The 22,791-nt window shown below is 54.1% G+C and carries 22 protein-coding genes; 5 read left to right on the top strand and 17 right to left on the bottom strand.

Annotated elements, in window-relative coordinates:
• Positions 1-22: 22 nt before the first annotated feature.
• The 9 genes from ACPUC8_RS06570 to ACPUC8_RS06530 form a co-directional block, all read right to left on the bottom strand.
• Positions 23-961: a phosphotransferase gene (locus ACPUC8_RS06570; protein WP_494925833.1), complete on the bottom strand. Its 939-nt coding sequence runs from the start codon at positions 959-961 to the stop codon at positions 23-25.
• On the bottom strand, positions 958-1,893 hold the full coding sequence (locus ACPUC8_RS06565; protein WP_039330256.1) for a phosphotransferase: 936 nt from the start codon (positions 1,891-1,893) through the stop codon (positions 958-960). Before ACPUC8_RS06565 ends, ACPUC8_RS06570 begins: the two co-directional genes overlap by 4 nt.
• On the bottom strand, positions 1,887-3,170 hold the full coding sequence (locus tag ACPUC8_RS06560; RefSeq protein WP_039330254.1) for a Zn-dependent hydrolase: 1,284 nt from the start codon (positions 3,168-3,170) through the stop codon (positions 1,887-1,889). The genes ACPUC8_RS06565 and ACPUC8_RS06560 overlap by 7 nt, the downstream gene beginning before the upstream one ends.
• Positions 3,109-3,906, bottom strand: coding sequence for a DeoR/GlpR family DNA-binding transcription regulator (locus ACPUC8_RS06555; protein ID WP_039330253.1), 798 nt, complete (start codon positions 3,904-3,906; stop codon positions 3,109-3,111). The genes ACPUC8_RS06560 and ACPUC8_RS06555 overlap by 62 nt, the downstream gene beginning before the upstream one ends.
• A gap of 63 nt (positions 3,907-3,969) precedes the next feature.
• Positions 3,970-5,394 (bottom strand): amidase, encoded by a 1,425-nt coding sequence (locus tag ACPUC8_RS06550; RefSeq protein ID WP_494925832.1) that lies wholly within the window; start codon positions 5,392-5,394, stop codon positions 3,970-3,972.
• A gap of 327 nt (positions 5,395-5,721) precedes the next feature.
• Positions 5,722-6,690 (bottom strand): magnesium/cobalt transporter CorA, encoded by a 969-nt coding sequence (gene corA / locus ACPUC8_RS06545; protein WP_494925855.1) that lies wholly within the window; start codon positions 6,688-6,690, stop codon positions 5,722-5,724.
• Between the two features lie 35 nt (positions 6,691-6,725).
• Positions 6,726-7,196 carry a GNAT family N-acetyltransferase gene (locus tag ACPUC8_RS06540; RefSeq protein ID WP_039330251.1) on the bottom strand — a complete coding sequence of 157 codons (471 nt, stop codon included), beginning with the start codon at positions 7,194-7,196 and terminating at the stop codon, positions 6,726-6,728.
• A gap of 73 nt (positions 7,197-7,269) precedes the next feature.
• On the bottom strand, positions 7,270-7,590 hold the full coding sequence (locus tag ACPUC8_RS06535) for an AzlD domain-containing protein (RefSeq protein WP_039330249.1): 321 nt from the start codon (positions 7,588-7,590) through the stop codon (positions 7,270-7,272).
• The gene (locus ACPUC8_RS06530; protein WP_494925831.1) at positions 7,580-8,254 is read right to left on the bottom strand and encodes an AzlC family ABC transporter permease; all 675 of its coding nucleotides are present in this window, start codon (positions 8,252-8,254) and stop codon (positions 7,580-7,582) included. Before ACPUC8_RS06530 ends, ACPUC8_RS06535 begins: the two co-directional genes overlap by 11 nt.
• A gap of 102 nt (positions 8,255-8,356) precedes the next feature.
• Between ACPUC8_RS06530 and ACPUC8_RS06525 the strand changes: the two genes are divergently transcribed.
• Both ACPUC8_RS06525 and ACPUC8_RS06520 read left to right on the top strand, forming a co-directional pair.
• The gene (locus ACPUC8_RS06525) at positions 8,357-8,905 is read left to right on the top strand and encodes a helix-turn-helix domain-containing protein (protein WP_283226068.1); all 549 of its coding nucleotides are present in this window, start codon (positions 8,357-8,359) and stop codon (positions 8,903-8,905) included.
• An 88-nt stretch (positions 8,906-8,993) separates the two neighbouring features.
• On the top strand, positions 8,994-9,515 hold the full coding sequence (locus ACPUC8_RS06520) for a GNAT family N-acetyltransferase (protein WP_494925830.1): 522 nt from the start codon (positions 8,994-8,996) through the stop codon (positions 9,513-9,515).
• On the opposite strand, the gene ACPUC8_RS06515 is transcribed toward ACPUC8_RS06520, so the two are convergent.
• The 4 genes from ACPUC8_RS06515 to ACPUC8_RS06500 are packed head-to-tail and all read right to left on the bottom strand — an operon-like array spanning position 9,512 to position 14,149.
• Positions 9,512-10,912 carry an ABC transporter ATP-binding protein gene (locus tag ACPUC8_RS06515; RefSeq protein ID WP_494925829.1) on the bottom strand — a complete coding sequence of 467 codons (1,401 nt, stop codon included), beginning with the start codon at positions 10,910-10,912 and terminating at the stop codon, positions 9,512-9,514. The genes ACPUC8_RS06520 and ACPUC8_RS06515 overlap by 4 nt on opposite strands.
• Positions 10,909-11,691, bottom strand: coding sequence for an ABC transporter permease (locus ACPUC8_RS06510; RefSeq protein ID WP_494925828.1), 783 nt, complete (start codon positions 11,689-11,691; stop codon positions 10,909-10,911). The genes ACPUC8_RS06515 and ACPUC8_RS06510 overlap by 4 nt, the downstream gene beginning before the upstream one ends.
• Positions 11,688-12,623 carry an ABC transporter permease gene (locus tag ACPUC8_RS06505; RefSeq protein ID WP_494925827.1) on the bottom strand — a complete coding sequence of 312 codons (936 nt, stop codon included), beginning with the start codon at positions 12,621-12,623 and terminating at the stop codon, positions 11,688-11,690. The genes ACPUC8_RS06510 and ACPUC8_RS06505 overlap by 4 nt, the downstream gene beginning before the upstream one ends.
• Positions 12,623-14,149, bottom strand: a complete 1,527-nt coding sequence (locus tag ACPUC8_RS06500; RefSeq protein WP_494925826.1) for an ABC transporter substrate-binding protein — start codon at positions 14,147-14,149, stop codon at positions 12,623-12,625. Before ACPUC8_RS06500 ends, ACPUC8_RS06505 begins: the two co-directional genes overlap by 1 nt.
• Before the next feature lie 190 nt (positions 14,150-14,339).
• On the opposite strand from ACPUC8_RS06500, the gene ACPUC8_RS06495 reads away from it, so the two are divergent.
• Positions 14,340-14,525, top strand: a complete 186-nt coding sequence (locus tag ACPUC8_RS06495) for a tautomerase family protein (RefSeq protein WP_039330238.1) — start codon at positions 14,340-14,342, stop codon at positions 14,523-14,525.
• Between the two features lie 127 nt (positions 14,526-14,652).
• Positions 14,653-15,393, top strand: a complete 741-nt coding sequence (locus ACPUC8_RS06490; protein WP_494925825.1) for a GntR family transcriptional regulator — start codon at positions 14,653-14,655, stop codon at positions 15,391-15,393.
• On the opposite strand, the gene ACPUC8_RS06485 is transcribed toward ACPUC8_RS06490, so the two are convergent.
• The 4 genes from ACPUC8_RS06485 to ACPUC8_RS06470 form a co-directional block, all read right to left on the bottom strand.
• A complete protein-coding gene (locus tag ACPUC8_RS06485) occupies positions 15,380-16,360 on the bottom strand; it encodes a PfkB family carbohydrate kinase (RefSeq protein ID WP_494925824.1) in 981 nt (326 codons plus the stop codon). The genes ACPUC8_RS06490 and ACPUC8_RS06485 overlap by 14 nt on opposite strands.
• Entirely contained in the window at positions 16,347-17,375 is a 1,029-nt protein-coding gene (locus tag ACPUC8_RS06480; protein WP_494925823.1) for an ADP-ribosylglycohydrolase family protein, read from the bottom strand. Before ACPUC8_RS06480 ends, ACPUC8_RS06485 begins: the two co-directional genes overlap by 14 nt.
• An 11-nt stretch (positions 17,376-17,386) precedes the next feature.
• Positions 17,387-18,661: a nucleoside permease gene (locus ACPUC8_RS06475; protein WP_494925822.1), complete on the bottom strand. Its 1,275-nt coding sequence runs from the start codon at positions 18,659-18,661 to the stop codon at positions 17,387-17,389.
• 169 nt (positions 18,662-18,830) lie between these two features.
• Entirely contained in the window at positions 18,831-20,207 is a 1,377-nt protein-coding gene (locus ACPUC8_RS06470; RefSeq protein WP_494925821.1) for an aldehyde dehydrogenase family protein, read from the bottom strand.
• 478 nt (positions 20,208-20,685) lie between these two features.
• Between ACPUC8_RS06470 and ACPUC8_RS06465 the strand changes: the two genes are divergently transcribed.
• Positions 20,686-21,615, top strand: a complete 930-nt coding sequence (locus tag ACPUC8_RS06465; RefSeq protein WP_494925820.1) for a RepB family plasmid replication initiator protein — start codon at positions 20,686-20,688, stop codon at positions 21,613-21,615.
• The last annotated feature ends 1,176 nt before the right edge of the window (positions 21,616-22,791 follow it).

Raw genomic sequence — 22,791 nt, 5'->3', positions numbered from 1 at the left:
AGCTCGAAGTATGACGTGCATATCAAACAGCGCGCAGCCAGTTCTCCCAGTCCGGATGATTTAACACGCTGCGTGCGTGTAAGTTCTTCCACGCCCCATATTTAGAAAAGTCAAAATCAATATCCGCCACGTGGTGTTGAATAATCGCCCAGGTAGACCACTTCATATCAGCAAGATATTTATGAAGTTGCACACGGGCAAATAAGGCGTTATCGACTTTGCCAAAATAGTCTTCCAGTAATTCCTGCTCAATTTGCGGCGTAAAGAACATTTCGCCAAACCACAATGCCAGTTCATAGCAGCGATCATTATTCGAGGCATATTCAAAATCCACCAGCCGAATATCATCGCTATCATTAAGCATGAAATTACCCGCGAGGGTGTCATTCATGCAGGGCACCAAATCCAACCCTCCGCCCTCTAATGCGCGCTGCGCACGCTTGGCCTGTTTGTGCAACCAGGCGGCATCGGCGGAGAACGGTACGTTCAGCGCCGTCACCTGCTCAATGTGCTCATCCAGCATGTCGAACACGGTTTTATTCTGTTTGAGCAGCGGTTGATCGTTGAAACTCTTCAACCCCTGTAACGCACGATGGCGAATGGCCCGCTGCTGAAAATCGAGGTTCGAGGAGGCGCGCCAGCCGTCAATAAATTCAAAGATCTCAACGCCCAGGTCGCGCAGATAAGCCACCACCGGCACACCATAACCGGTTTGTGCCGCTTTCAGACTGGCTTCATGCGCGGTATCACGATTGATGAAACGTTCTGTACCTTCACCCGGAATCTTCACAAAGTAGGCACAAGGCGCACCCTCCACCGCAACGTGCCAGTTTGCGTTGGAGATCCCGCCACTGACCGGACGATAGTGCACTGCCCTACCCTGCCATTCCGGCATCGCTGCAATCGCTTGTTCAACCCGCTGCTCTTGCCAGCTCTGCGCTTCACCCAAGGATTTACTCATTTCGCCTTCTCCGCAGTCAGGTTCAACCAACGTTCAAAACGGGGATCGCTCACACTCTGGCGACAACGCAACAACTGCCATTGCCCGAGTTTGGCAAACTCCAGCCCACGCGGGCTGGTCGCGCCGTTTAGCATGCCCCACAGCGTCCAGTGATAATCATCAACGAAGGCATACAACCGGCAGCGTGCCACATCGGCTTCACTGCAACTGCCGCGCCACGTCCGGATGGCATCACGCCAGCGATCGTCAGTGGGCAGCTGTTCATGGATTAACGTGGCAATATCGTGCCAGGCATCACCTTGTGCAGCGTAATCAAAATCGAGTAAACGCCATTCGCCTTGCGGGTTCACTACCCAGTTGCTGGCGATGTTGTCCCCGTGGATCAGCACCGGCTCAAAAGGGGTGGCATTGATTGCCTGCCAGGCGAGATCGACACACTCCCCCAGCCAAAGCATCTCATCAGGCAGCACCAGCGCCGCCTGCTCCGCTAACCCGCGCAGCCGCAGCATATCTTGCTGACGAGAGTGTGAGGGCAACGGCAATCCGGATTGATGCAGTCTGTCCAGGGTGCGCGTCAACGCGGCAAAATGTTGCGGGTCACGCAATTGTTCCAGCCTGGCCCAGTGAAAATCAGTATCCAGTGCCGTAAAGATCAACACGCCTGCAGCTGAATCGACATGACATAACGTTGGCGAGATACCGAGTTCGCCTGCCTGTCGACTGATTTCAGCGCTGCGTTGAATATCAATCAGTGGCTGTTGGTCATCAAATAACACTTTGGCGTAATAGTGCTGACCGTTCGAGGTCAGACGAAATCCTGCCCACTCCGTCGCTAAACGATGCGGTGAGGCAACTCCCGCCGTTCCCGGCTGAAAATCAAACTCAAGTGCTGGCTGCCAGCCCGCCAGCGCCTGCTGCAAACGCGTCAACATGGGGTGCCCTCGCTGGTTAGACAGAGTTGACTCAACAACGCCATCAGTAAATCGAGACCCGTATGCAGGTCAGCCGTGGCGGTAAATTCGTGCTCGTTGTGGGAAAGCCCACCGGCACTGGGTACGAACAGCAGCGCACTGGGGCAGTGATAGCTGAGGCTGATAGCATCGTGCCCCGCCACCGATCGCATGGGCATTGCGCTTAACCCCAGCGCCGTTGCCTGAACAAGCACCAGTTGGCTCAAATCAGCATCCAGTTGCTGGCGCGGACGATAGTGCGCGCGGTCGAGGCTGACATCCGTTGCCGTCATCTGAGCAATCGATTGCATCCTTTGGCTAAAGCTCTCCTGCAACTGTTTTAACAACGCCTCATCAGCTGAGCGAAACTCAATAAACAGCGTGGCTCTTGACGTCACCACGTTGGGGGAATTCGGGGCAGTTTCCACTCTGCCCACCGAGGTATGCAGGATGTCGCCATAATGGTCAGCTTCGGCGCGCACAGCGACAATGGTGTGCGCGGCGGCCAACAGCGCATCACGCCGGCGATGCATTAATGCGGGGCCCGTATGGTTCTGTTCGCCACTGAAGGTGACCTGCCATTTTAGCGCCGCCCAGGTTTCGGTCACCACGCCGATCTGCTTGTGTTGCTGCTCCAGGTGCGGGCCTTGCTCGACGTGGAGTTCGAAATAGGCTGATAAGGGCAGCGCCGGTAACGGCGTACCGCAATAGCCGATGTCATGTAAGGCGGTTTGTAGTGAGATACCGTCGCCATCCACACAAGCCAAAGCCTGCTCCAGCGTCATCGCACCGGTAAATACTGAACTACCGGTCAGGCTGGGCTGAAAACGCGCACCTTCCTCATTGGTCCAGTTCACCACCGCCAGATTGCGCTGAGCAGATTGCGGGCTATCACGCAACTGGCGCACCAAAGAAGCAATGGTGGTCGCCGCACCGGTCACACCGTAGGCACCATCAAAACGGCCACCCAACGGTTGGCTGTCCAGATGAGAACCGCACAAAATCCACGGCGCGCCTTCTCGTAACGACATCAGGCCAAAAATGTTGCCAATTTCGTCGATATGAACCTGAAAACCTTGCTGCGTCAGCCAGGTACAAAAGGCATCGCGCATCTGCTTATCGGCCTCGGAGGCCGTCAGGCGATGCAAGCCTCCTGCGGGCGTCGCACCAATACGGCTACTGAGGGCAAATAGCGCATCAAATGCCTGATAATCTTGCGCTGTCATCCGCGGCATTACCGGGATGGAGGATGTTGACATGTGCGTTCTCCAGACTCGCTACAAAAGCTGCCGCTGGTGGCGCATTGGTCACTAAGGTGTCGACCGCGCTAAACGGCAGCGTATTCACAAACGTTCGCAGTCCAAATTTGCCTTCATCTGCCAGAATCACACTCTGGCGACAGTGCGTGCTCAGCACGCGCCTCAATAACGCCTCAGGCTCTTCGTAATCCATAAACCCGTTCTCCCGATCCACGGCACCAATCCCCATAAAGGCGATGTCGTAATGGAACTGTCGAGCGAACTCCAGCGTATGGGGGCCAATCAGTGCGTTATCATTTCGCCGTACGCGCCCTGGTGTTAGCGTGACAGCATTCTCGCTTTGCTGCGTTAACAGCGCGGCGATATCCATTGAGTTCGTGATCACTTTCAGACGCGAAAACCGCGTTAACTGCTGCGCCAGGGCCAGCGTCGAGGTGCCGGTATCCAGAAACAGCGCCATCCCCTCTTCCACCAACTCGCTGGCCAGTTGCCCGATGCGTACTTTGGCACGCGGCTTAATACGGCTACGGATCTGTAATGGCTGCTCCTCACTCGGCACCGGTAAAATTGCGCCACCGTGTACCCGTCGCAACACGCCTTGCTCTTCCAGATACTTCAGGTCACGGCGTATCGTCTCTTCCGATACCACGAACTTTTGCGCCAGCTCCGTCACGCGCACCCGTTTTTCGTGGCTCAAAATCCGTTTTATTTCATCGAGTCGTGGCTGATTAATCATGCTTACCTTCTGTTTATCTACGCCAAACTCGCAGTATACCTTCGTGTGGTCGCAAGCGGCTTCCTACAGAGCGGGTTGATGTTGATCCCATGGCATCAGTGCTTCCAGTGCAGCGCAGAACTGCAAGACATCGCCTTCCGCATAGCGACGGCCAATTACCTGTAATCCCACTGGCAGCCCTTCTTTGGTAAAACCACAGGGAAGGGTTGCTGCCGGATTGCCACTTAAATTGAAGGGCCAGGTGAACGGCGTCCATCGTGCCCACTCCACGCCACTGTTGCCGTTGGCTTGCGTCTCCGGTACGTGACGATCGGCCGCGAAAGGCAGAATCGGTAGCGTGGGCGTAATCAGTAAATCGATCTCATCAAAGAGCGCATGCACCTGGCCGTTAAAGGCCGCACGCTGTTTTTGTGCCGCCAGGTAATCCGCCAGGGTCAGGCTTTGTGCACGTTCGATCAGGGCAGTAAAGCCGGGATCGAGTTGGTCAAGCTGCTGTTGCAAAGCGGCACCATAGGCCACGCCACGCCCACCGCTCCATAAGGTATCGAAAGTATCAAATGGCGATGACCAGGCGAGTGGACCGTTGCTAAGCGTTACAGGCAGCGCATGCGCAATCTGTTCCACCGCCTGTTCAACGCAGGCGGCAATTTGCGCATCCACCGGCGTATTAAACAGTGTTGGGCTGAAGTGAACCCGCAATCCAGATAAGGGCTGATCGCAACGCGCCAGCCAGGATTCCGTTTTGGCGGGCAGCGCCTGATGATCGCGTGCATCCGGACCGGAAAGCAGATCAAACAGCAGCGCACTGTCGCGCACCGTACGTGTCATCGGCCCGGCGTGGCTCAGCATCTCGGTGGCGGACCACGGCCAGGTGGGAATCCGGCCCAGGGAAGCCTTGAGCGCGAAAATACCGCAAAAAGCGCCGGGTATACGTACCGAGCCGCCGCCGTCAGAACCCAGCGCCGCTGGCACCATGTGGGCAGCCACACTAATAGCCGAACCGGAACTGGAGCCGCCGCTGGTTAATGCCGGGTCCCAGGGGTTGCGGCCATGACCAAACAAGCGGGAGTAGCTCGAACCTGTCCAGCCAAACTCGGTGGTGGCGGTTTTGCCGATAATGATCGCCCCTGCCGCTTTTAACCGTTCAATAATGGGCGCGTCGCTATCCGGCACATTGTTCAATGATGTCAGTGACCCTTTGGTGGTACGCAGTCCCGCAGTGGAAAACAAATCTTTAACGCCGAAAGGCACACCATGCAGCGGTCCACGGATTTTGCCCTGCTGACGTTCGCGATCGCAGATAACCGCCTCTTCCATTGCCTTCTGGTCATACACATCACCAAAGGCATTTAATGTGGTATTGTGGGTTTTAATCTGTTTCAGGCAATGCCCAACCAGCGCTTCGCTACTGCTCTCACCCTCACGGATTTGCTGAGCTGCGCTGAGCACATCGGGAATACGCTGGGATAAATTCTGCTTAACCACCATCTTCACACCTTACTGACAGACCACACTATGAGGGTGATAGTCGCAATAGTTGATGTGTGAATCAAGACCGTCAAATGTGGCAAATGTGGGATATGTTGTATTTAGCCAAGTGGAGTAATAGGAAAAGCTGATGATTAAAAAGTCAGCAATGTGACAAGGAAGTGGCAGCTGAATGAAGGTTTAAATCCGCAAGGCGCATCAGCATTCACTTGCGGGCCAATCGGTCTTTTCACTAAACGGGGCGGTTTTTGGCGGATTCAGGCTTCACTGCGTTGCCGAATCGAACGCAGTGATAACAAAATCATTTGGAAGAAAATCCTTGTGGCTTTACAGCCAACCCGCTTTTTTCAAGCGTGACCACATCAGGCCACAAATCATCAGTGTGACAATCAGCACCACCGGATAGCCAAAATGGGTTTTCAACTCGGGCATGTCCGAGAAATTCATACCGTACATACTGAAAACAATGGTGGGCACAATCAGTACGGCCCCCCAACCAGCGAGCTTTTTGTTCACTTCACTCTGCTGAACCGAGACTAATGCCAGATTGACCTGCATGGCGCTGGTGAGCATTTCCCGCATGTCTTCGGCATCAATCATCACATGGTGTGCATGGTCCTGAATATCACGCAGGTAAGCGCGCAGGTTTTTCGGAATAATATCTTCATGGAAGCGAGCCAGCTGCGCGCAGATTTCGGTGACCGGCATGGCAGCGTTGCGCAGCGAAAGTAATTCACGCCGCAAGTGGTAAACGTTCTCCAGCGTTCTACTGTCGAAACGCGTGGTGAACATGCCGTCCTCCAAATCCCCAATGCGAGAACTGAGTGATGCGGTGATTTTGCTGTAGTTATCGACAATAAAGTCGAGGATGCAGTAAAACGCATAGCCCGGTCCCTGGCATAGCATGGTGTGATTTTTTTCGGCTTTTGCGCGAATCGCTGCATACCCTTCTGAAGAGCCGTGGCGCACCGTAATCAGAAAGTTTTTCCCGAGGAAAAAGTGAGTTTCTCCAAAGCTGATACGCTGCTGATCGTCAAGGTGAGCGGTTTTCACCACGATAAACACCGACTCGCCATACTGTTCAATCTTCGGGCGCTGATGGGCCACCAGCGCATCCTCGATTGCTAACTCATGCAGACCAAACTCTTCCTGCAAAGTCTGCATAAAAGCCGGTTCGGGCTGGTTCAGGCCCAGCCAGATGAAAGAGCTTTCCTCTTTTAACACTTCGCTGATGTCGGCGACATCGACATGTTCTTCACGTTTGCCGTGGCGATAGGCCACGCAGTTAATCACCATTTTGCTGCTGTCCATGTTGTTATTCACTCTCTTCATCATAGTGTCAGCATCATCTCGACGCAGGGAAGATCGGCTTTGGCTAACGCGGAGGGGTATAAGGCTTCTCGCACCGTGCTGAAACCGTGTCGGAGGTAAAAGCCGCTGGCATTCGGGGTAGCAGCCAGCGTCAATTGTTTGAAACCGCGCTGGCGGGCTTCGTGGATAATCGCCGTCATAATCGCACTGGCGTAGCCCTTACCGTTGCACGCGGGCAAGGTGAATATCGCCTCGACGCTGCCGCTCCTGAGGTCCAGAAAGCCTGTAGCCGCCACGCCATGTTCAGGATCGTCAATCACGAAGAACGGATTCCCTTTAATCGCTTCAAAGTACCCCGCAGGTAACGCATCGGGCGTCCACGCGGTGATCACCTCAGCGGGATACACCGACTGGCAACCATGGCGAATGGCAAGATTGCGGATGCGCCAAAGTACGGCGGCTTCGTCAGGGCGTGCTAAGCGCGGGGTCATATGTCCTTCTCTTTAGGCGATTTCCGGATGCTTCACAGTAACAAAATCGTTGCGCCGCGTTTGTTTATTTTGCTCACGGCACCCCAAAGTAGCGTAGCAAAGCCGTCATCACTGCCGCGCCGATGATCACCAGGATCAGCGGGGTACGACGCCACGCCAGGAACACGGCAAACAGCACGCCAGCAATACGCGCCACGCCGGCAAAGTGACTGCCTTCAAACAGTGCCGTGGTGACGGCAACCGCTAACAACAACACCGTAGCCGCATCCGATAGCATGTTGCGCACGCTGTCTGACATCTGTATCCGGCTGCCCAGGCGGTAACCGGCAAAACGCATCGCATAGGTGCCCACCGCCAGCAGTGCGATACCCGCAATCACTAAGTTATTGTGCATTTTTACGCTCCCGCCAGCTCAGCAAACCCAGTAAGGAGAACAGCACCGGCATTCCTGCTGGCACAAAGGGGGTGACTAACACGGACAGCGCCGTGCCCAGCGTGGCCGGAATGCGCGTACGACGCTGACGCAAAGCAGGAAAAATCAGGGCAATCAGGATCGCAGGGAACACAGCGTCGAGGCCAATGGCGGAAACATCCGGAATAAACCGCCCGATCACCGCACCGCACACCACGCTCAGTGGCCAGATGGCAAAAATCCCTAAACCACAAATCCAGTACGCCGCACGGCGCTGGCCGATTTTCTTTTGGGAAATGCCGAACACCACGCTTTCATCATTCATGATGTGGCAGCCTAGCAGGATACGACCGCCCTGCCCGACCAAATCTTTGACGGCAATACCAAAAGGCAAATGGCGCGCGTTGACCAGTAAACCGGCCGCCGCTGCGGTTAATGGGCTGCCTCCTCCGGCGACAATACCGATAAACAGGAACTCTGAAGCTCCCGCCAGCACCAGCGTGGAGAGTGCAATCGGCACCCACAGTGGAAAGCCATCCGCCGCCGCCAGCGAACCGTAAGAAAGACCGACAATGCCATCGGCCAGACAGACAAGGAAAATCGCTTTTAAAACGCCGCGATCAAGCGGAACTGCACCCAGACGCATCACAATTTGATCTCATATCGAACATGAAAGTCGTTATAATGAACGCCCCTCGGATGTTTTACAAGATGAACAAATCGTTCGATATAAAGAACAGGAGTAACTGTGACACCACCGATTGACCTTATTGCGGCCGGCTTAGTGCGTGAGCGCCAGCGTGCCGGGCTGTCACTCACGGAAGTCGCTCGTCGCGCCGGGATCGCGAAATCAACGCTGTCACAGCTTGAATCCGGCAATGGCAATCCCAGCATCGAAACCCTGTGGTCACTGTGTGTGGCGTTGAATATCCCTTTTGCGCGCCTGATGGAGCCAGAAGTGAAACGTTTGCAGGTGATCCGACGCGGCGAGGGCATGATGGTGTCGGCAGAGTTAGCGGATTACCAGGCCGCGCTGTTAGCCAGCTGTCCGCCGGGCGGTCGTCGTGATCTTTATCTGATCACCAGCCAACCCGGTGCGCCACGTGCATCGCACCCTCATCCGCCGGGTTCAGTTGAGCACATTATTATTGCCCGTGGCCGCGCACGCGTTGGACCCACGGATGCGCCTGTTGAACTGCATCCCGGTGACTATATTTGCTATCCGGCTGACGAACCGCACATCTTTGAAGCGCTGGAAGCGGACACCATGGCGGTGCAGTTGTCAGAACAGAATTAGTCATAATAATTTCCTATCGTTAAACCCGATGATCGGCGCGTAACACAGTGGCATGCTGTGTTTTTCGTATGATGATTATCAGGAACAAATGGACATTATTCCCGCTCGCCCGCATCACGCCGCCGCCATTCAGAAAATCTATGCCTGGCATGTACTTCATGGCACCGCCACCTTTGAAACGGAGCCGCCCAGCGCAAGTGAAATGGAAAACCGTATCAAGGATGTACAGCAGCGTGGTGGATTCTGGCTGGTGGCACAAGAGAATCAGCAGGTGCTGGGTTACTGCTATCTCGCGACCTATCGCCCTCGCTACGCCTATCGCTTTACGCTGGAAGATTCAATTTATCTCGATCAGCAGCAAACCGGACGCGGCATTGGCCGTGCGCTGTTGCAGAAGGCCATTGCGCTGGCGGAAGCGGCAGGGTTTCGCCAGATCATCGCTATCGTCGGTGATAGCGCCAATCAGGGATCGCTGGGATTGCACCGGGCGCTCGGCTTTGAGCACACCGGTGTAATGAAGTCCGTGGGTTTTAAACATGGCCGCTGGCTCGACACCGTGGTGATGCAACGTTCATTAGGTGCCGGAGATAGTCAGCCACCCGAACGTTAAGCCGCCTGCATCGCCAGCACGCGATGGGCGCTTTTTTCCAGCAAATCGCGATCGTGGCTCACCAGCAATACTGCACACTGCTGCTCACGCGCCATCCCGGTGATGAGTTGCAAGGTTTGTTGCTGTACCACCGGATCGAGCCGCGATGTGGGTTCATCGGCGAATAAGAACACTGGCTCAAGCAGCATCACGCGTAACAGCGAAAAACGCTGTAACTCACCGCCGGATAGTGAATCGGGGCGACGTGTGAGTAACGAGGCATCCAGCGCCAGCTGTTCCATCAGTTTATCTCTTTGCAGCCGGGCGATGCGGTGCTGTCGCAGAACATCATCCAGACTTTGCGCCAGCGTTTGCACAGGGGGAAACAGTGCAGAGGGGTCCTGATAGATCTTTTGATACTTCAACCTGTCAGCGGACGCGAGGCGTGTGATGATGCCTTGCTGCGGCTTTAATAACCCCAACAACACATCGCCAAAGCTGCTTTTACCGCTGCCGCTCGCTCCCTGTAACCCGACGATTTCACCGGCATGCAGCGTGAAATTTTCCGGTACGCCCAACGCTTTGCCGCCACGCTCCAGCCTGATGCCTTGAGCCTGAACCACCGGCTTGCTGCGAATCACCGCGGGTTGCCGTGCGGGCCAGTTGGCAGGATCAGCCGCCAGCAACTCGCGCGTGTAGCGCTGAACTGGCGTCTGCAACACCTGCTGCGCCCTGCCCTGTTCAATCACTTTACCCTTGTGCATCACCATAATGTCGCCGTCCAGCTGACGTGCCAGCGCGATATCGTGGGTGATGGTGAGTAACGTGCCGCCCTCCGCCACTTCGCGGCGCAATAAAGCAGAGACTTCATCACGCCGTGACACATCCAGCCCTTTGGTGGGTTCATCTGCGATTAAAATCTGTGCACCGCCCGCGCGAGCGGCGGCAAAGGCCGCTCGCTGCGCCATACCGCCAGAGAGTTGCCAGGGGTATTTATGCGCTGACGCTGCTAAACCGAGTTGTTCAAGGTCATCTTGCGCGGCAGCCTCGCTGCGATTGTCTGAATGCCCCCGCACGAAGCGATAGCCCTCAGCGACCTGCTGCTGGATCACCATCGTAGGGTCCAGCGCCCGCCAGGGTTCCTGTGGCAGCGACGCGAGAGTGCGCCCCCACAAGCCACGCAAGGCTGCACCGTCCTGCGGCAATTGATAGTGCTGACCGTTAATGATCAATGTGCCGCTGGCTTGTAATCCCTGCGGCAAAATCCCCATCACCGCTTGAGCCAACAGACTTTTTCCCGACCCCGTTTCACCCAGTAATGTCAGCGGCAGACCGGGTTGCAGCGTGAAATTCACCGGCTCCACCAGCGTGGCGTCGTCTGCCATGACCGTAATACCGATGGCCTGTAATCCTTTCATTTACCCTCCTTTTTCATCATCAGATTGAGGCTAATCAGCAGTAAGAACAGCGCGATAACCGGTTGGAGCAGCAACCACGGCGCTTCCCAGGCAAACGGCAACAGTTCCGTCATCATCAAACCCAGTTCAGGCGTGGGCGGACGCACACCGACGCTGATAAAGCCCAGCGCGGAGACGGCCATAATGGCGCTGCTGAACGAGAACAGCGCTACCGTTAGTAACACCGGCGCCAGCGCGGGCCATAAATGACGACGGAAGCGATACAATGGCGAGAAGCCCAGCAGTTTCGACGCTTGCATGCCCGGCGCGTCGATGATGGGGCGCAGCGTCGCCCGTGTAACGCGGAAGAACTCCACCCACAGCACCAACGAAATCCCCAGCCACAGCATCTGCGGTGAATCTGGCGCAATAGCGGCCAGCAATAGCACCAGCAGCAAACCAGGCAGTGCCAGACACATATCAGCCAGCATACCGATCACTCGGTCCAGCATGCCGCCGTATAGCGCGCTCAGCACGCCAGCCAGCACGCCGGTTATCAAAGCGCTGATCACACACAATGCGGCAAGGCCAAGGGAAAGGCGCAACGCAGCGCTTAAGCGTGGCAACATGTCGCGACCAAGATGGTCAAACCCCAACAGATTGGCATAGCTGGGAGGCTGCAACATATTCAACAGTTCCTGCTGCAAAGGATCCCCGAAGTGAAACAACGGCAGGAGAAATGCGTATCCCAGCAGCAGGACTAACAGTAAAAGGCCCGTTCGGCGTGAATTCAGTTTCATGCGCGCGTCCCTCGCGGATCGAGCCAGTGGCAACCTGCATCCACCAGCATGTTAAGCCCAACAAACAGTAAGCCAAGCGTCATCGCGCTGGCCTGAATTACCGGCACATCGCGAGCAAAGATGGCGTGTACCAGCGCATGCCCAATGCCCGGCCAGGCAAACAGGGTTTCCACCACCACCACGCCCTCAACCAGCCAGACAAACTGCATGCCAAACCAGGTGAGGACCGGCGTGCCGAGATTGCGTAACCCGTGACGACGCAACAAGGCGACAGGCGGTAAGCCTTTTTGCGCCCCCCAGCGATAATAATCAGCATTCACCACCTGGAAAGTCGCCTCACGCACCACGCGCACACCGACGGCAGTCAACGATAGCGCCAGCGTCAACGCGGGTAGCAGGAAATGACGCAGCTCGCCGTGTCCGGCGCTGGGCAGCCAATCCAGTTGCAACGCAAACACCACAATCAGCAGCATGCCAAGGGCGAAATGCGGCACAGATTTCAGCAGTGATGTCAGCCAAAACAGCAGACGATCAAGCTTGCCATTGGCGTGGCAACCGGCCCAAATACCCAATGGCAGCGTGAGGATCAGTGCCAGCAGCAGCGAACATCCCGCCAGTGCCAGTGTCTGGCTTAGCTGCCAGCGCAATTCATCCATCACCGGTTCACCTGAAACCAGAGAACGACCAAAATTGAATTGCAGCAGATCGAATAGCCACTGCAGCAGAGCACTCGCGTGATCGGTTGCGCCGCTTAACTCTTGCTGCACGCGCGCCACCGCATCGGCATCAACCCGGTCATAGCCGTAGCGTCCGCTGGCAATACGCCACGCCATATCGCCCGGCAGCGCCCGCACCAGAAACCAGGTCAGCAATCCCACCGACAGCATCACAAACAGCGCCTGCATCAGTCGCCAGCTCAGTTGTTTGATCATCACGGCTCCCAGTGCATGTTGCGCAGGCCAAAGTGACGCTCAAAAGGATCGAGTGCGACGTCTTTTAGCTGGCTGTTAATAGCTGCCGATTGCTGATACCAGGCAATGGGTATGACCGGAAGTTCCTGTTGCAGCGCTGTGGTGATCAGTACGCGTGCCTGTGCGCGTGCGGCTGAGTCCGTTGATTGGGTCAGCGTGTGGAGTGCGGCACTGAAGCCAGCGGGATGCCAGTTCATTGCGCCCCAGTCACCGCCGTTTTCCGCGTAATCCTGCAGCAATGTGCCGGTTGGGTCAGGCGTCAGTGCAAAATTGCGTGAGAACAGCGCCATTTGCAGTTGCCCGCTGTGGTGTTGAGCCGGAATTTCGCTGGCGTTGGTCGAGTTGATCTTCACCTCAATGCCGACTTTGCGCAGCTGCTGCTGGATGACCATGGCCATTAATGGCAGCTCGGGGCGATCCGGGAACGTCAGTAGCGTGACGCTCAGACGTTGGCCGTTGCGCGTTAATACACCATCAGAACCGGCCTGCCAGCCCGCTTGTTTTAAATGTTGCGCCGCCCCTTCGGGTTGATACTGCAACGGCTGCAATGCCGCGTTGTGCCACTCCCCCATATTCTGTGGAAACAGTTGTGTGGCAGCTCCAGGGTAACGCAACACCGCCATTGCCATTGCGTTGCGATCGATAGCCATGCTGATCGCCTCGCGCACGGGGAGTTCAGCCAACAGTGGGTCGCCAAGATTGAGTTTCAACATCAACGTGCGGGGAACAGGAATCGCGGGTATTTGCAGCGTAGGCTTACGCGCCAGCCGCTGACGACTGGCTGCATCGAGATTGAAAACATAATCGGCATCGCCACTGTCCGCCAACAGTGCACGCGTTTCTGCGCGTCCGGATGAGAGATAACTGGCAGCCGCGATCTGCGGTTTTTTGCCCCAGTAATCTTCAAAACGTTTTACCGCCAGCGACTGCGGCGGCTGGAAGCCCGTCAGCATAAAGGGACCTGAGCCGATAATTTGCGTGATGTTGCCCTGCTGATCCCAACTGGATAACGCCAGAATTTGCGAACGGCTCTCCGCCAACACCGAGAGTAACGGGGTAAACGGCTCACGCAGCCTGATGGTCACCACCTGCCCTTCCCCGCTGATATCACTGATTGGCGTTTTATCTAATAAGCCCGCTTTGCTGCGCGCGGTATTCAGTGATTTCACCACGGCTTGCGCATTCAGCGGTGAGCCATCATGAAAGCTCACGTTATCGCGCAACACGAATTGCCAGCGCAATCCGTCATCGGATACTTGCCAGCTCGCAGCCAACGCGGGGATCGGCTCAGCGTGTGCATCCACTTCCACCAGCGTTTCGACCACATCCATACGTAAAAGGATGTCGCCCGACAACGCCGGATCTGCGCCTTTAATCTCAAACGGTGCGGCAATGCGCACCGTGTTTTCCTGATGGGGCGCCGCCAATGAGGCGCACGAAGCCAGGCCGAGCGCCGTAGCGATCAGCAATTTTTTCATTGATTTCATTATGATTTCCGAAAAATTACACGTTAAAAACCCAGAGTGTTTACGTTATAACATAACAATACACATTTAAACACAGATCCCCTGCAGGGATAAACGGTTTGAGAGAGGTTATGACAAATTGTCGCTGCGTGAGCGGCCTTGGCTGGGTTATGCTGAAACCCGAATCTGAACCCTCAAAGGAGACACGGATATGCCAGAAATCGTTGTTTATGCTGCGGAAGGTCGCACAGTTGAGCAGAAGAAGAAGTTATTAAAAGCAGTAACCGTTGCAGTGGCGGAATCGTTCGAGATTGATGCCAACTCCGTGACGGTATCGATCATTGAAACGCCAAAACATCATAAAGCTAAAGGTGGCGTACCTTTTGATGAGCGCTGAGTGAAAGGTAAGATATCACAGGCGGCCAAAAGGCCGCCGCTACAACAGAATGCACTACTTCAATGGGGGGAAAATTCAGTATCATAACCCCACCGATTGCCTATCTCATTGAGTGTCACTGTCTGCTATGACCGATCACGCTACCCTGTTTTCGCGGCTCACCCACACGCTGGCGGAAGAGAGCCGTACGCCGCTGTATAAGCGTTTTGCCGTGGCAATCAAAGATGCAGTGCGCGATGGCACGCTGGTGAATGAAGAAATTCTGCCCAGCGAGCGCGATTTCAGTCAGTCGCTCAACATCTCACGCATTACCGTGCGCAAAGCCATGGATGAGTTGGAAAAGGAGGGTGTGGTATTTCGCTCTCGCGGTTACGGCACGCAGATCTGCAGCCAGTTTGAATATTCGCTGAAAGAGCCAAAAGGCTTGTCGCAGCAGGCGGTGCTACGCGGTAAAAAGCCGGATACCGTCTGGATTAACAAAAGTAAAATTCAGTGCAGTGCGGAGATTGGTGAGAAGCTGGGATTAGACAAAGGCAGCGATGTATACCAGCTCAAACGCATTCGCTATGTCGATCAGCAAGCGGTTTCGGTGGAAGAGTCTTGGGTGCCTGCGCACTTTATCGCAGACGCCGACGAGATTGGGATTTCGTTGTATGACTACTTCAACAAACAACACATCCTGCCGGTTAAGTCGCAAAGCAGAGTGAGTGCCCGCATGCCTGATGAAGCCCTTAAAATGCAAATTGCCCTGCCCGACAATGTGCCGGTGCTGGTGATTAAGCAACTGGCACTCGACGCGCAAGGCAATCCGCTGGAATACAGTATCAGTTACTGCCGCAGTGATATGTACGTGTTTATTGCTGAGTGATTCTTTGCTGCCAGTAAGTCTGCAACGCATCGCGATCCGGCGCGCAATCCCCCCCGCGCTGCGAAACCACATAAGAAGCCACGGCATTGCCCAGCGCAACACTCTCCGCCAGCGACCAGCCAGAAGCTAACCCTGCCAGCAGTGCCCCGGCATGGCTGTCGCCCGCGCCGATGGTATCGACCACTTTCGTGGCCAGCGCGGGCACCCACCCCTGGGCATGTGCATCGGCAAAACCCGCGCCTTCACTGTCCAGACGCACCACTATCGCGCCACCAAACTGCGATTGCCATTGCGCCATTAACTGCCTGGCATCAAAGGGTTCAGCCTGGTTCAAACGCTCACGCCACAGCAATTCCGCTTCTTGTCTGTTCACTGTAATCAGTGGTTTTCGCGCCATGATGCGGTCAAATTGCGCATCGCCGATATCCGCCAGACGCGGCCCGAAGTCCACCAGCAGCTGATAGCTTTGCTCCTGCTGCTCAAGCCAATCGATCAGGACATTGCCGCTTTTACTGGTGAGCTGATAGCCGGAAAGATAGATCCAGCGATCTTGCGGCTGCGGCACCGCGCGCAGCAGTTCCGCATCCCATAGATTTTCCACGCCACTAACGGAGAGAAACGTGCGCTCACCGTCCGGCTCCACCAGCGCCAGGCACCAGCCGTTATCACCGTTGGGCGCTTCCAGTACGCTTTCAATGCCATATTCCGTCAGCTTTTGCCGCACAATGCTGGCCCAGGTTCCGTTACCCAGCGGCAGTGCGTTGAATGATGGGATCCCGAGACGATGCAGTGCGATCGCCACATTCAGTGCGCACCCTCCCACATTGACGCCCTGCTGGTGGAGTTCAATGTCACTTCCCCGATGGGGTAAGGAATAGGCATCGGCAATCACATCGACAACCGCGGCACCAATCACGCACACCGGCAATCGCGCTTGCAGCCGATTCAGGTCATCAGGCGTCAGCATAAGCGGCCTCACGCTGCTGGCGAAAACGGATAAAGGCGCTGCTGTAGCGCGTGAAATCCAGTGCGTTCGCCGCATCCAGTTGTGCTTTGAGATCGGCATCGATGTCGTCGATACCGTGAAGCGCACCGCAGATCGCTACCGCCATCGCGCCAATGGTATCGGTATCTCCCCCTAAATTGGCGCAGAGGATCGCGCAACGATTGGGGTCAGTGGCGGCCAGTTCAACCATGGCAATAGCTGCGGGCACCGATTCGATGGTGCTGGTTCCCGTGCCGACCAGGTCATATATCTGTTGCATGGTCGATTCCACCCCCCTTCCATGCGCCACCACCGACAAGGCTAGCTCAACACGCGCAGCCATGGATGCGCTAAAGGTGGTAACGCGTTTTTCCTGTGCTGCGCGCGCAATTGATGGCAGCTCATCGCGGATCATTGTCCAGTTGGCCCCATCAATGGCGCGTGAAACCGCCCAGGCAATCACTGTCGCCCCGGCGATGGCAACATCAGATTTGTGCGTGGGACTGGATGCCAGTGCGACGGCATCAATAAAGGCACTGAGGTCACGCGCAGGCAGCAGACAGCCAAGAGGTGAAACGCGCATTGCCGCACCATTGGTCATGCCGTTATTGTCCAACTGAGCCACGGGGATACCGTTTTTCAAAGCATTGAGCGCGATCTTTGAGGTTGGCCCCAGCACGTTTTTATTGAAGGCATCAAAGGCTTCTGCCCAATGCAGAATATTGGCGCCAATGGTTTCCGCATCGATTTCACCGTGATGGGTCATAATGGCATCGGCCAGCGCCAGTGCCATCGACGTATCATCCGTAAAGGCCGCCTGACCGAAATAACAGGCGGCATTGTTTTCTGCTGGCCCCGGCAGGAAGCGATCAATCCAGCCAAAATGCTGCTTAACACGGCTACGCGGCCATAATTCTGAGGGCATACCCATGGCATCGCCCAGCGCCTGACCGTAAAACGCGCCTAAAATCCGTTTTTCCTGGAGTGTCATCGTCATCATTGCTTCTCTTATTTATGGCTGTCAGCGGTGGTTGATTGTTCAAAGGAGGTTAATTCGTCACTGCGTTTTTTACCGTCACGGAACAGTACGATGAAGGCGACAGTGATAATGATGATCATCACGCTGCCAAACATCCACATACCCGCCCAGTTAAACGTCTGTCCGTTGCGCGGTTGGTCATAAGCGAACATCTCCTGCATCAGATAGCCTCCCAGGCGATAGCCCAACAAGCTACCAATCCCCTGACAGGCGAGCGTGATCAAGCCCTGAGCGGCATTGCGCATGGCAACGGGCGCTTTTTTATCGACGTAAATGTAGGCGGTGATGAAGTAAAAGTCATAGCTGACGCCGTGCAACAGGATGCCCATAAACAGCATGCCCATGGTCAACATGTTTTGATCGCCGCCAAACACGAAGAAGATGTAGCGTAATGCAGCCGTGGTTAAGCCGAGCAACAGGACTTTGCCGATGCCGTAGCGTTTGATAAAGAACGGCAGTGCCAGCAGGAAGAAGATTTCGGATACCTGGCCAAGTGTCATCCAGCCGGTGGCATGCGGTAAGCCCACCTCTGTTAAATAGCCCTCAGCGAAGATGTAGTAAAACGCCAGCGGCATACTGAACAGGAAGGAACAGACAAAGAACACCAGGAAGCTACGATCTTTTAACAGATGCAGCGCATCAAGCCCCAGCGCCACGCGCAGGCTGAATTTTCCGGTGCTTTTGGGTTCGGTGGCGGGCAGAGTTAAAGCAAAGATCCCTAGTACCAGCGAACTGGCCGCAGTGATCAGCAGAGGAACGTTACTGGCGGAGATATCGCCTAAGCCCATCAGAGGAGGTAAGAAACCGCAGGCGATGCCTGAAGCTATCCAGCCTAACGTTCCCATCACGCGTACTCGTGGGTAATCTCGCTCTACATCGCCCACATGGGAAAAAGCGATACTGTTAGTCAACGCAATGGTTGGCATGTAAGTGAGCGCATACAACAATAGCAGTGGGAAGAAGCTACTGAAGTGGGTTTGCTGGGCGGCGAAGTACATCAGAATCGAGCCGACGATCATCAGTAACGACAGTACCTTTTGTGCCTGGAAGAAACGGTCTGCCAGCGATCCAACCAGGATCGGTGACAGGATGGCGGCAATCGAGGTACAGGCGTAGCACCAGGCGATCTCAACCGGCGAGAAGCCGTTTTTGCTGAGAAAGGCCCAGAGCGGTACAAACCATGCTCCCCAGATAAACCACTCGAGAAACATCATGAACGATAATTTTGGGATTGTTGTTTTCATTAAAAAGGACTCCCCGGTGTAGGTGAGGCCAATCTAGCACCATTAACAATACCTTTATAATACCACTGGCGGAATTTTTGAGCTGGCCCACAACAATTTTAACGGGGAATTTACAGCAGAAGAGTGGCAATGCAGAGGAAATGGGCGCGAGGTTCGCGCCCAGAGAGGTTTAGCGGCGGTTTTTCCAGACGGTCTGGATGTTACAGAATTCGTGCACGCCGAAGCTGGACAGCTCACGGCCATAACCACTTTTCTTCACTCCACCGATTGCCACACGGGGATCTGATGCACCGTTACCGTTAATAAATACCGCACCGGTTTCCAGTTTTTCCGCCAGGTCATTGGCAACGCTTTCGTTAGCGGTCCACACGGTGGCACTCAAACCAAATTCGCTGTTGTTTGCCAGTTCTAACGCATGCTGCGCATCACGAGCGACAGTGATTGCCGCAACAGGACCAAAGATCTCTTGCTGGAACGCGGCCATCTCCGGCGTCACATCGGCAAGGATCGTTGGCGCATAATAGTTACCCTCACCTTCGATCTTATGACCGCCTAAAACCAGTCGGGCACCTTGTTTCAGGGTTTCCTGCACCTGGCTATCCAGCTCATCACGCAGATCGTAACGTGCCATTGGACCAATGAAAGTCTCTTCGTTCAGTGGATCGCCGATCTTCAGTGCCTGAACCGCAGCGCTAAAACGCGCCTCAAACGCTTCTGCGACACTCTCTTCGATGATGAACCGTTTGGCCGCCATACATACCTGTCCGGTGTTCTGGTAGCGTCCTACGACCGCTGACGCCACTGCTGCGTCCAGATCGGCATCCGCCAGCACGATAAATGGATCTGCGCCGCCCAGTTCAAGCACGGTTTTCTTCAAAACAGCACCGGCTTGTGCCGCAATTGCCCCACCCGCTCTTACGCTACCGGTGACCGCTACGGCAGCGATCCGTGGATCTTTAATCGCTTGTGACACACCGTCGTTATCCACGTTGATCACCGTGAAGCCACCTTTGGGCAGATCGGTCGCATCAAACAGTTCTGTCATCAGGTGAGCGGAGCCCATTACGCTCGGTGCATGCTTCAGCACATAGGTGTTGCCCGCCAGCAGCATGCTGACTGCACCGCGCAGAACCTGCCAGTAAGGGAAGTTCCATGGCATCACGGCAAGAATGACGCCTAAAGGACGGAATGATTGCCAGGCTTGCTGATTCTCCACCAGCGAAGGCTTGTCTGCCAGAATGGCTGGACCGTGTTCTGCATACCAGTCACATAAGTTTGCGCACTTCAGCACTTCAGCGCGTGCTTGCGCGATAGGTTTACCCATTTCGAGGGTTGCCATTTTAGCGAGTTGGTCCTGACGCTGGCGAATTTGCTCTGCTAACTGACGCAACACGATCACGCGCTGCTCCATGGTGGTTGCACGCCACTGTGCAAAGGCTGCAGCACTCTGTTGCAGTGCAGTTTCTAACTCAGCGGCACTCTGCAGCGGATAGGTTGCGATGATTTCGCCCGTAGTTGGATTACGTGAGATGACGTTGTCAGTCATAAGATGCCTTCCTAAATGTTTAATAGGGTCATGTTGGATTTCACCTTACGCCTGCCAAAGGTTGATGAAAAATGAATAATAATGAGGAAGTTGTTCATCTTGAAAGAATCAGCAGGATCTTTCTCGCGCAGAACTTATGTTTATCTGTGTTAGTGAGGGTGGCTTTCAAAAGCGGCATGTTTTGACAGTTTCGACCCACAGATGTCGATTCATCATAGGGTTATGCAGTTATACAGTGAATAGATCTCTATTAAAGATCATAGAGAGATCTTAAAGAGATCCTAAGAGATCCCCGATCGTCGCAAGCCGCACCACACAAGGCCTGAGAAGGTGATCGCGTTCACTATAATCAGATAAACGCCCACTGTAGTCAGTACAATATTCACTATAGACTGTAGAATGTTCACTATAAACAGTGTTAATGTTCACTGTAATCAGAAATCGATCCTTTTCATCCACAGAATGAAGACCTCAGGCTATGGCAGATAAAGAGAGTGAAAACAAAGCGTTACTAGAACCTTTTCTGTCGGTGACAAAAAATAGTGGTGAAGTTATCCAGCTCCACCCTAATAAAAATAACACCGTACAACCGGTCGCTTTGATGCGCCTGGGACTGTTCGTTCCTACCTTGAAATCTACCGCACGCGGCAAGTCGGGTGCGATGGCCTCAACAGACGCCACCAAAGAGCTTAAGAACCTCTCGCTGGTTAAGTCGGAAGGTTATGAAAAGATTACCATTACCGGCGCGAGGCTGGATATGGATAATGATTTCAAAACCTGGGCTGGCATTATTCAGTCATTTTCGCGTTATCCCTCAAAGGGCGATACCGTCACGCTGCCATTTATCGATTTCGTTAAAATGTGCGGGATCCCTTCGGCTAACTCATCTGCAGCGCTACGGAAGCGTTTAGATGCCTCTTTGCGACGCATCGCGACCAACACCTTGTCCTTTGAAGGTAATGGCAAAGCGTACCACACCCACCTTGTGCAATCGGCGTATTACGATCGCGAAAAGGATCTGGTACGTATCCAGGCCGATCCTAAGCTGTTTGAGCTGTATAACTTTGACCACAAGGTTCTGTTGCAACTGCGTGCTATTTCCCGCCTTAAACGCAAAGAGTCGGCACAGGCACTCTACACCTATCTGGAAAGTCTGCCGACGAATCCGGCGCCTATCTCGCTAGCGCGTTTACGCATGCGTTTAAATTTGGGTTCTAAGACTACGACGCAGAACCACGTTGTCAGACGCGCGATGGAGCAGCTGAAAGAGATTGGCTATCTGGATTACTCAGAAGTTAAACGCGGTCGTTCGGTGTTCTTCATCATCCACAGCCGCACGCCAAAACTTGATGGAATGAGCAATCTTGAGAGCATCGACTCTCTAGAAGAAATTGAATTCGAAGACTGATTCTCGCATTCACTGTAATCGGAACGCCCCTGTGGCAGTGTCACTTTTTGGGCAAAAGTGACACTCGCTCTCTTCATTATGTTCACTGTAATCAGCACTCCCTTCCTCATTCACTGTAATCAGCACCATTCACTGTAAACAGTAGATCGCGCTTATCCCGGAACGCACCGCAATACTGTCCATCTATAGCTTGCCTATTTATATAGCTATTCACGATAGTAAGTACTTACCAGGTGGCTATTCCACACTCTTAAGATTTCCATGTAAGGTGGATTGCTGATTACAGTGAACATACAGGGCTCGATATCAGTCTACTGATTACAGTGAATCCCTTGAAAGAGCGGTGTGCTGACTACAGTGAATGTTTTTATTCAACTTATTGTTTATATTGAGTTTTATTCGTCTTTCTTATGACGTTCACTGTAATCAGTAAATTACCTGTAAAAGTAAACAGTAAAAGTGACAGGGTTCGTCACCTAAGCTGATTACAGTGAATGTAAGAACCTTGTACCGATTACAGTGAACATTTTACACCGCCCTCCATCGACGTATTTATCACGATCTTTGCGGACGTCACGCTGTCACTGATTACAGTGAATCTTCTGGCTCCCTCCCCTCCTCCGGCTTCTTGAATCTGATCATTACAGTGGTGCTGGGTAAGTCATTTACTGATTACAGTGAATGGTTGCTGCAACGTGATTAAGCGCTTTCTACTGATTACAGTGAATGTCTGTTGCCATGTGTTTCTGCGTGGTGAGGATGAAGCGCATATCAGCTTACTGATTACAGTGAATGCTTCAACGCAATATCTGGTTTACTCACACAAAACACACTCACTTGTGAGAGCCAACTTCAGTGGCTAAGACGCTGAGATTTACTGATTACAGTGAACGCTGTTGTGGTTGTTAACTCACCCGGATGGACCTGCCTTTGAATGCACTCACGCGCGGACCGGCAAACATCATGCAGTGTCTGCTGATTACAGTGAATGTTTTACTCGCCTGCAGAGTGGGATTTTTACTGATTACAGTGAATGTTTGCGGAAGGTGTATCCATCAATGGCCAAGAACAGAATGCGCTGCGTCCAATGAGTACTGATTACAGTGAACGTTCTCTATGACGGTTGATTTGAGTTACTGATTACAGTGAACACTCTAAGATGAAGTGTCCGGACTG

It is taken from the genome of Pantoea sp. CFCC18177 (assembly GCF_059412425.1).
The sequence above is the reverse complement of the archived record's forward strand: the minus strand, read 5'-3'. Positions and strand labels throughout refer to the sequence as shown.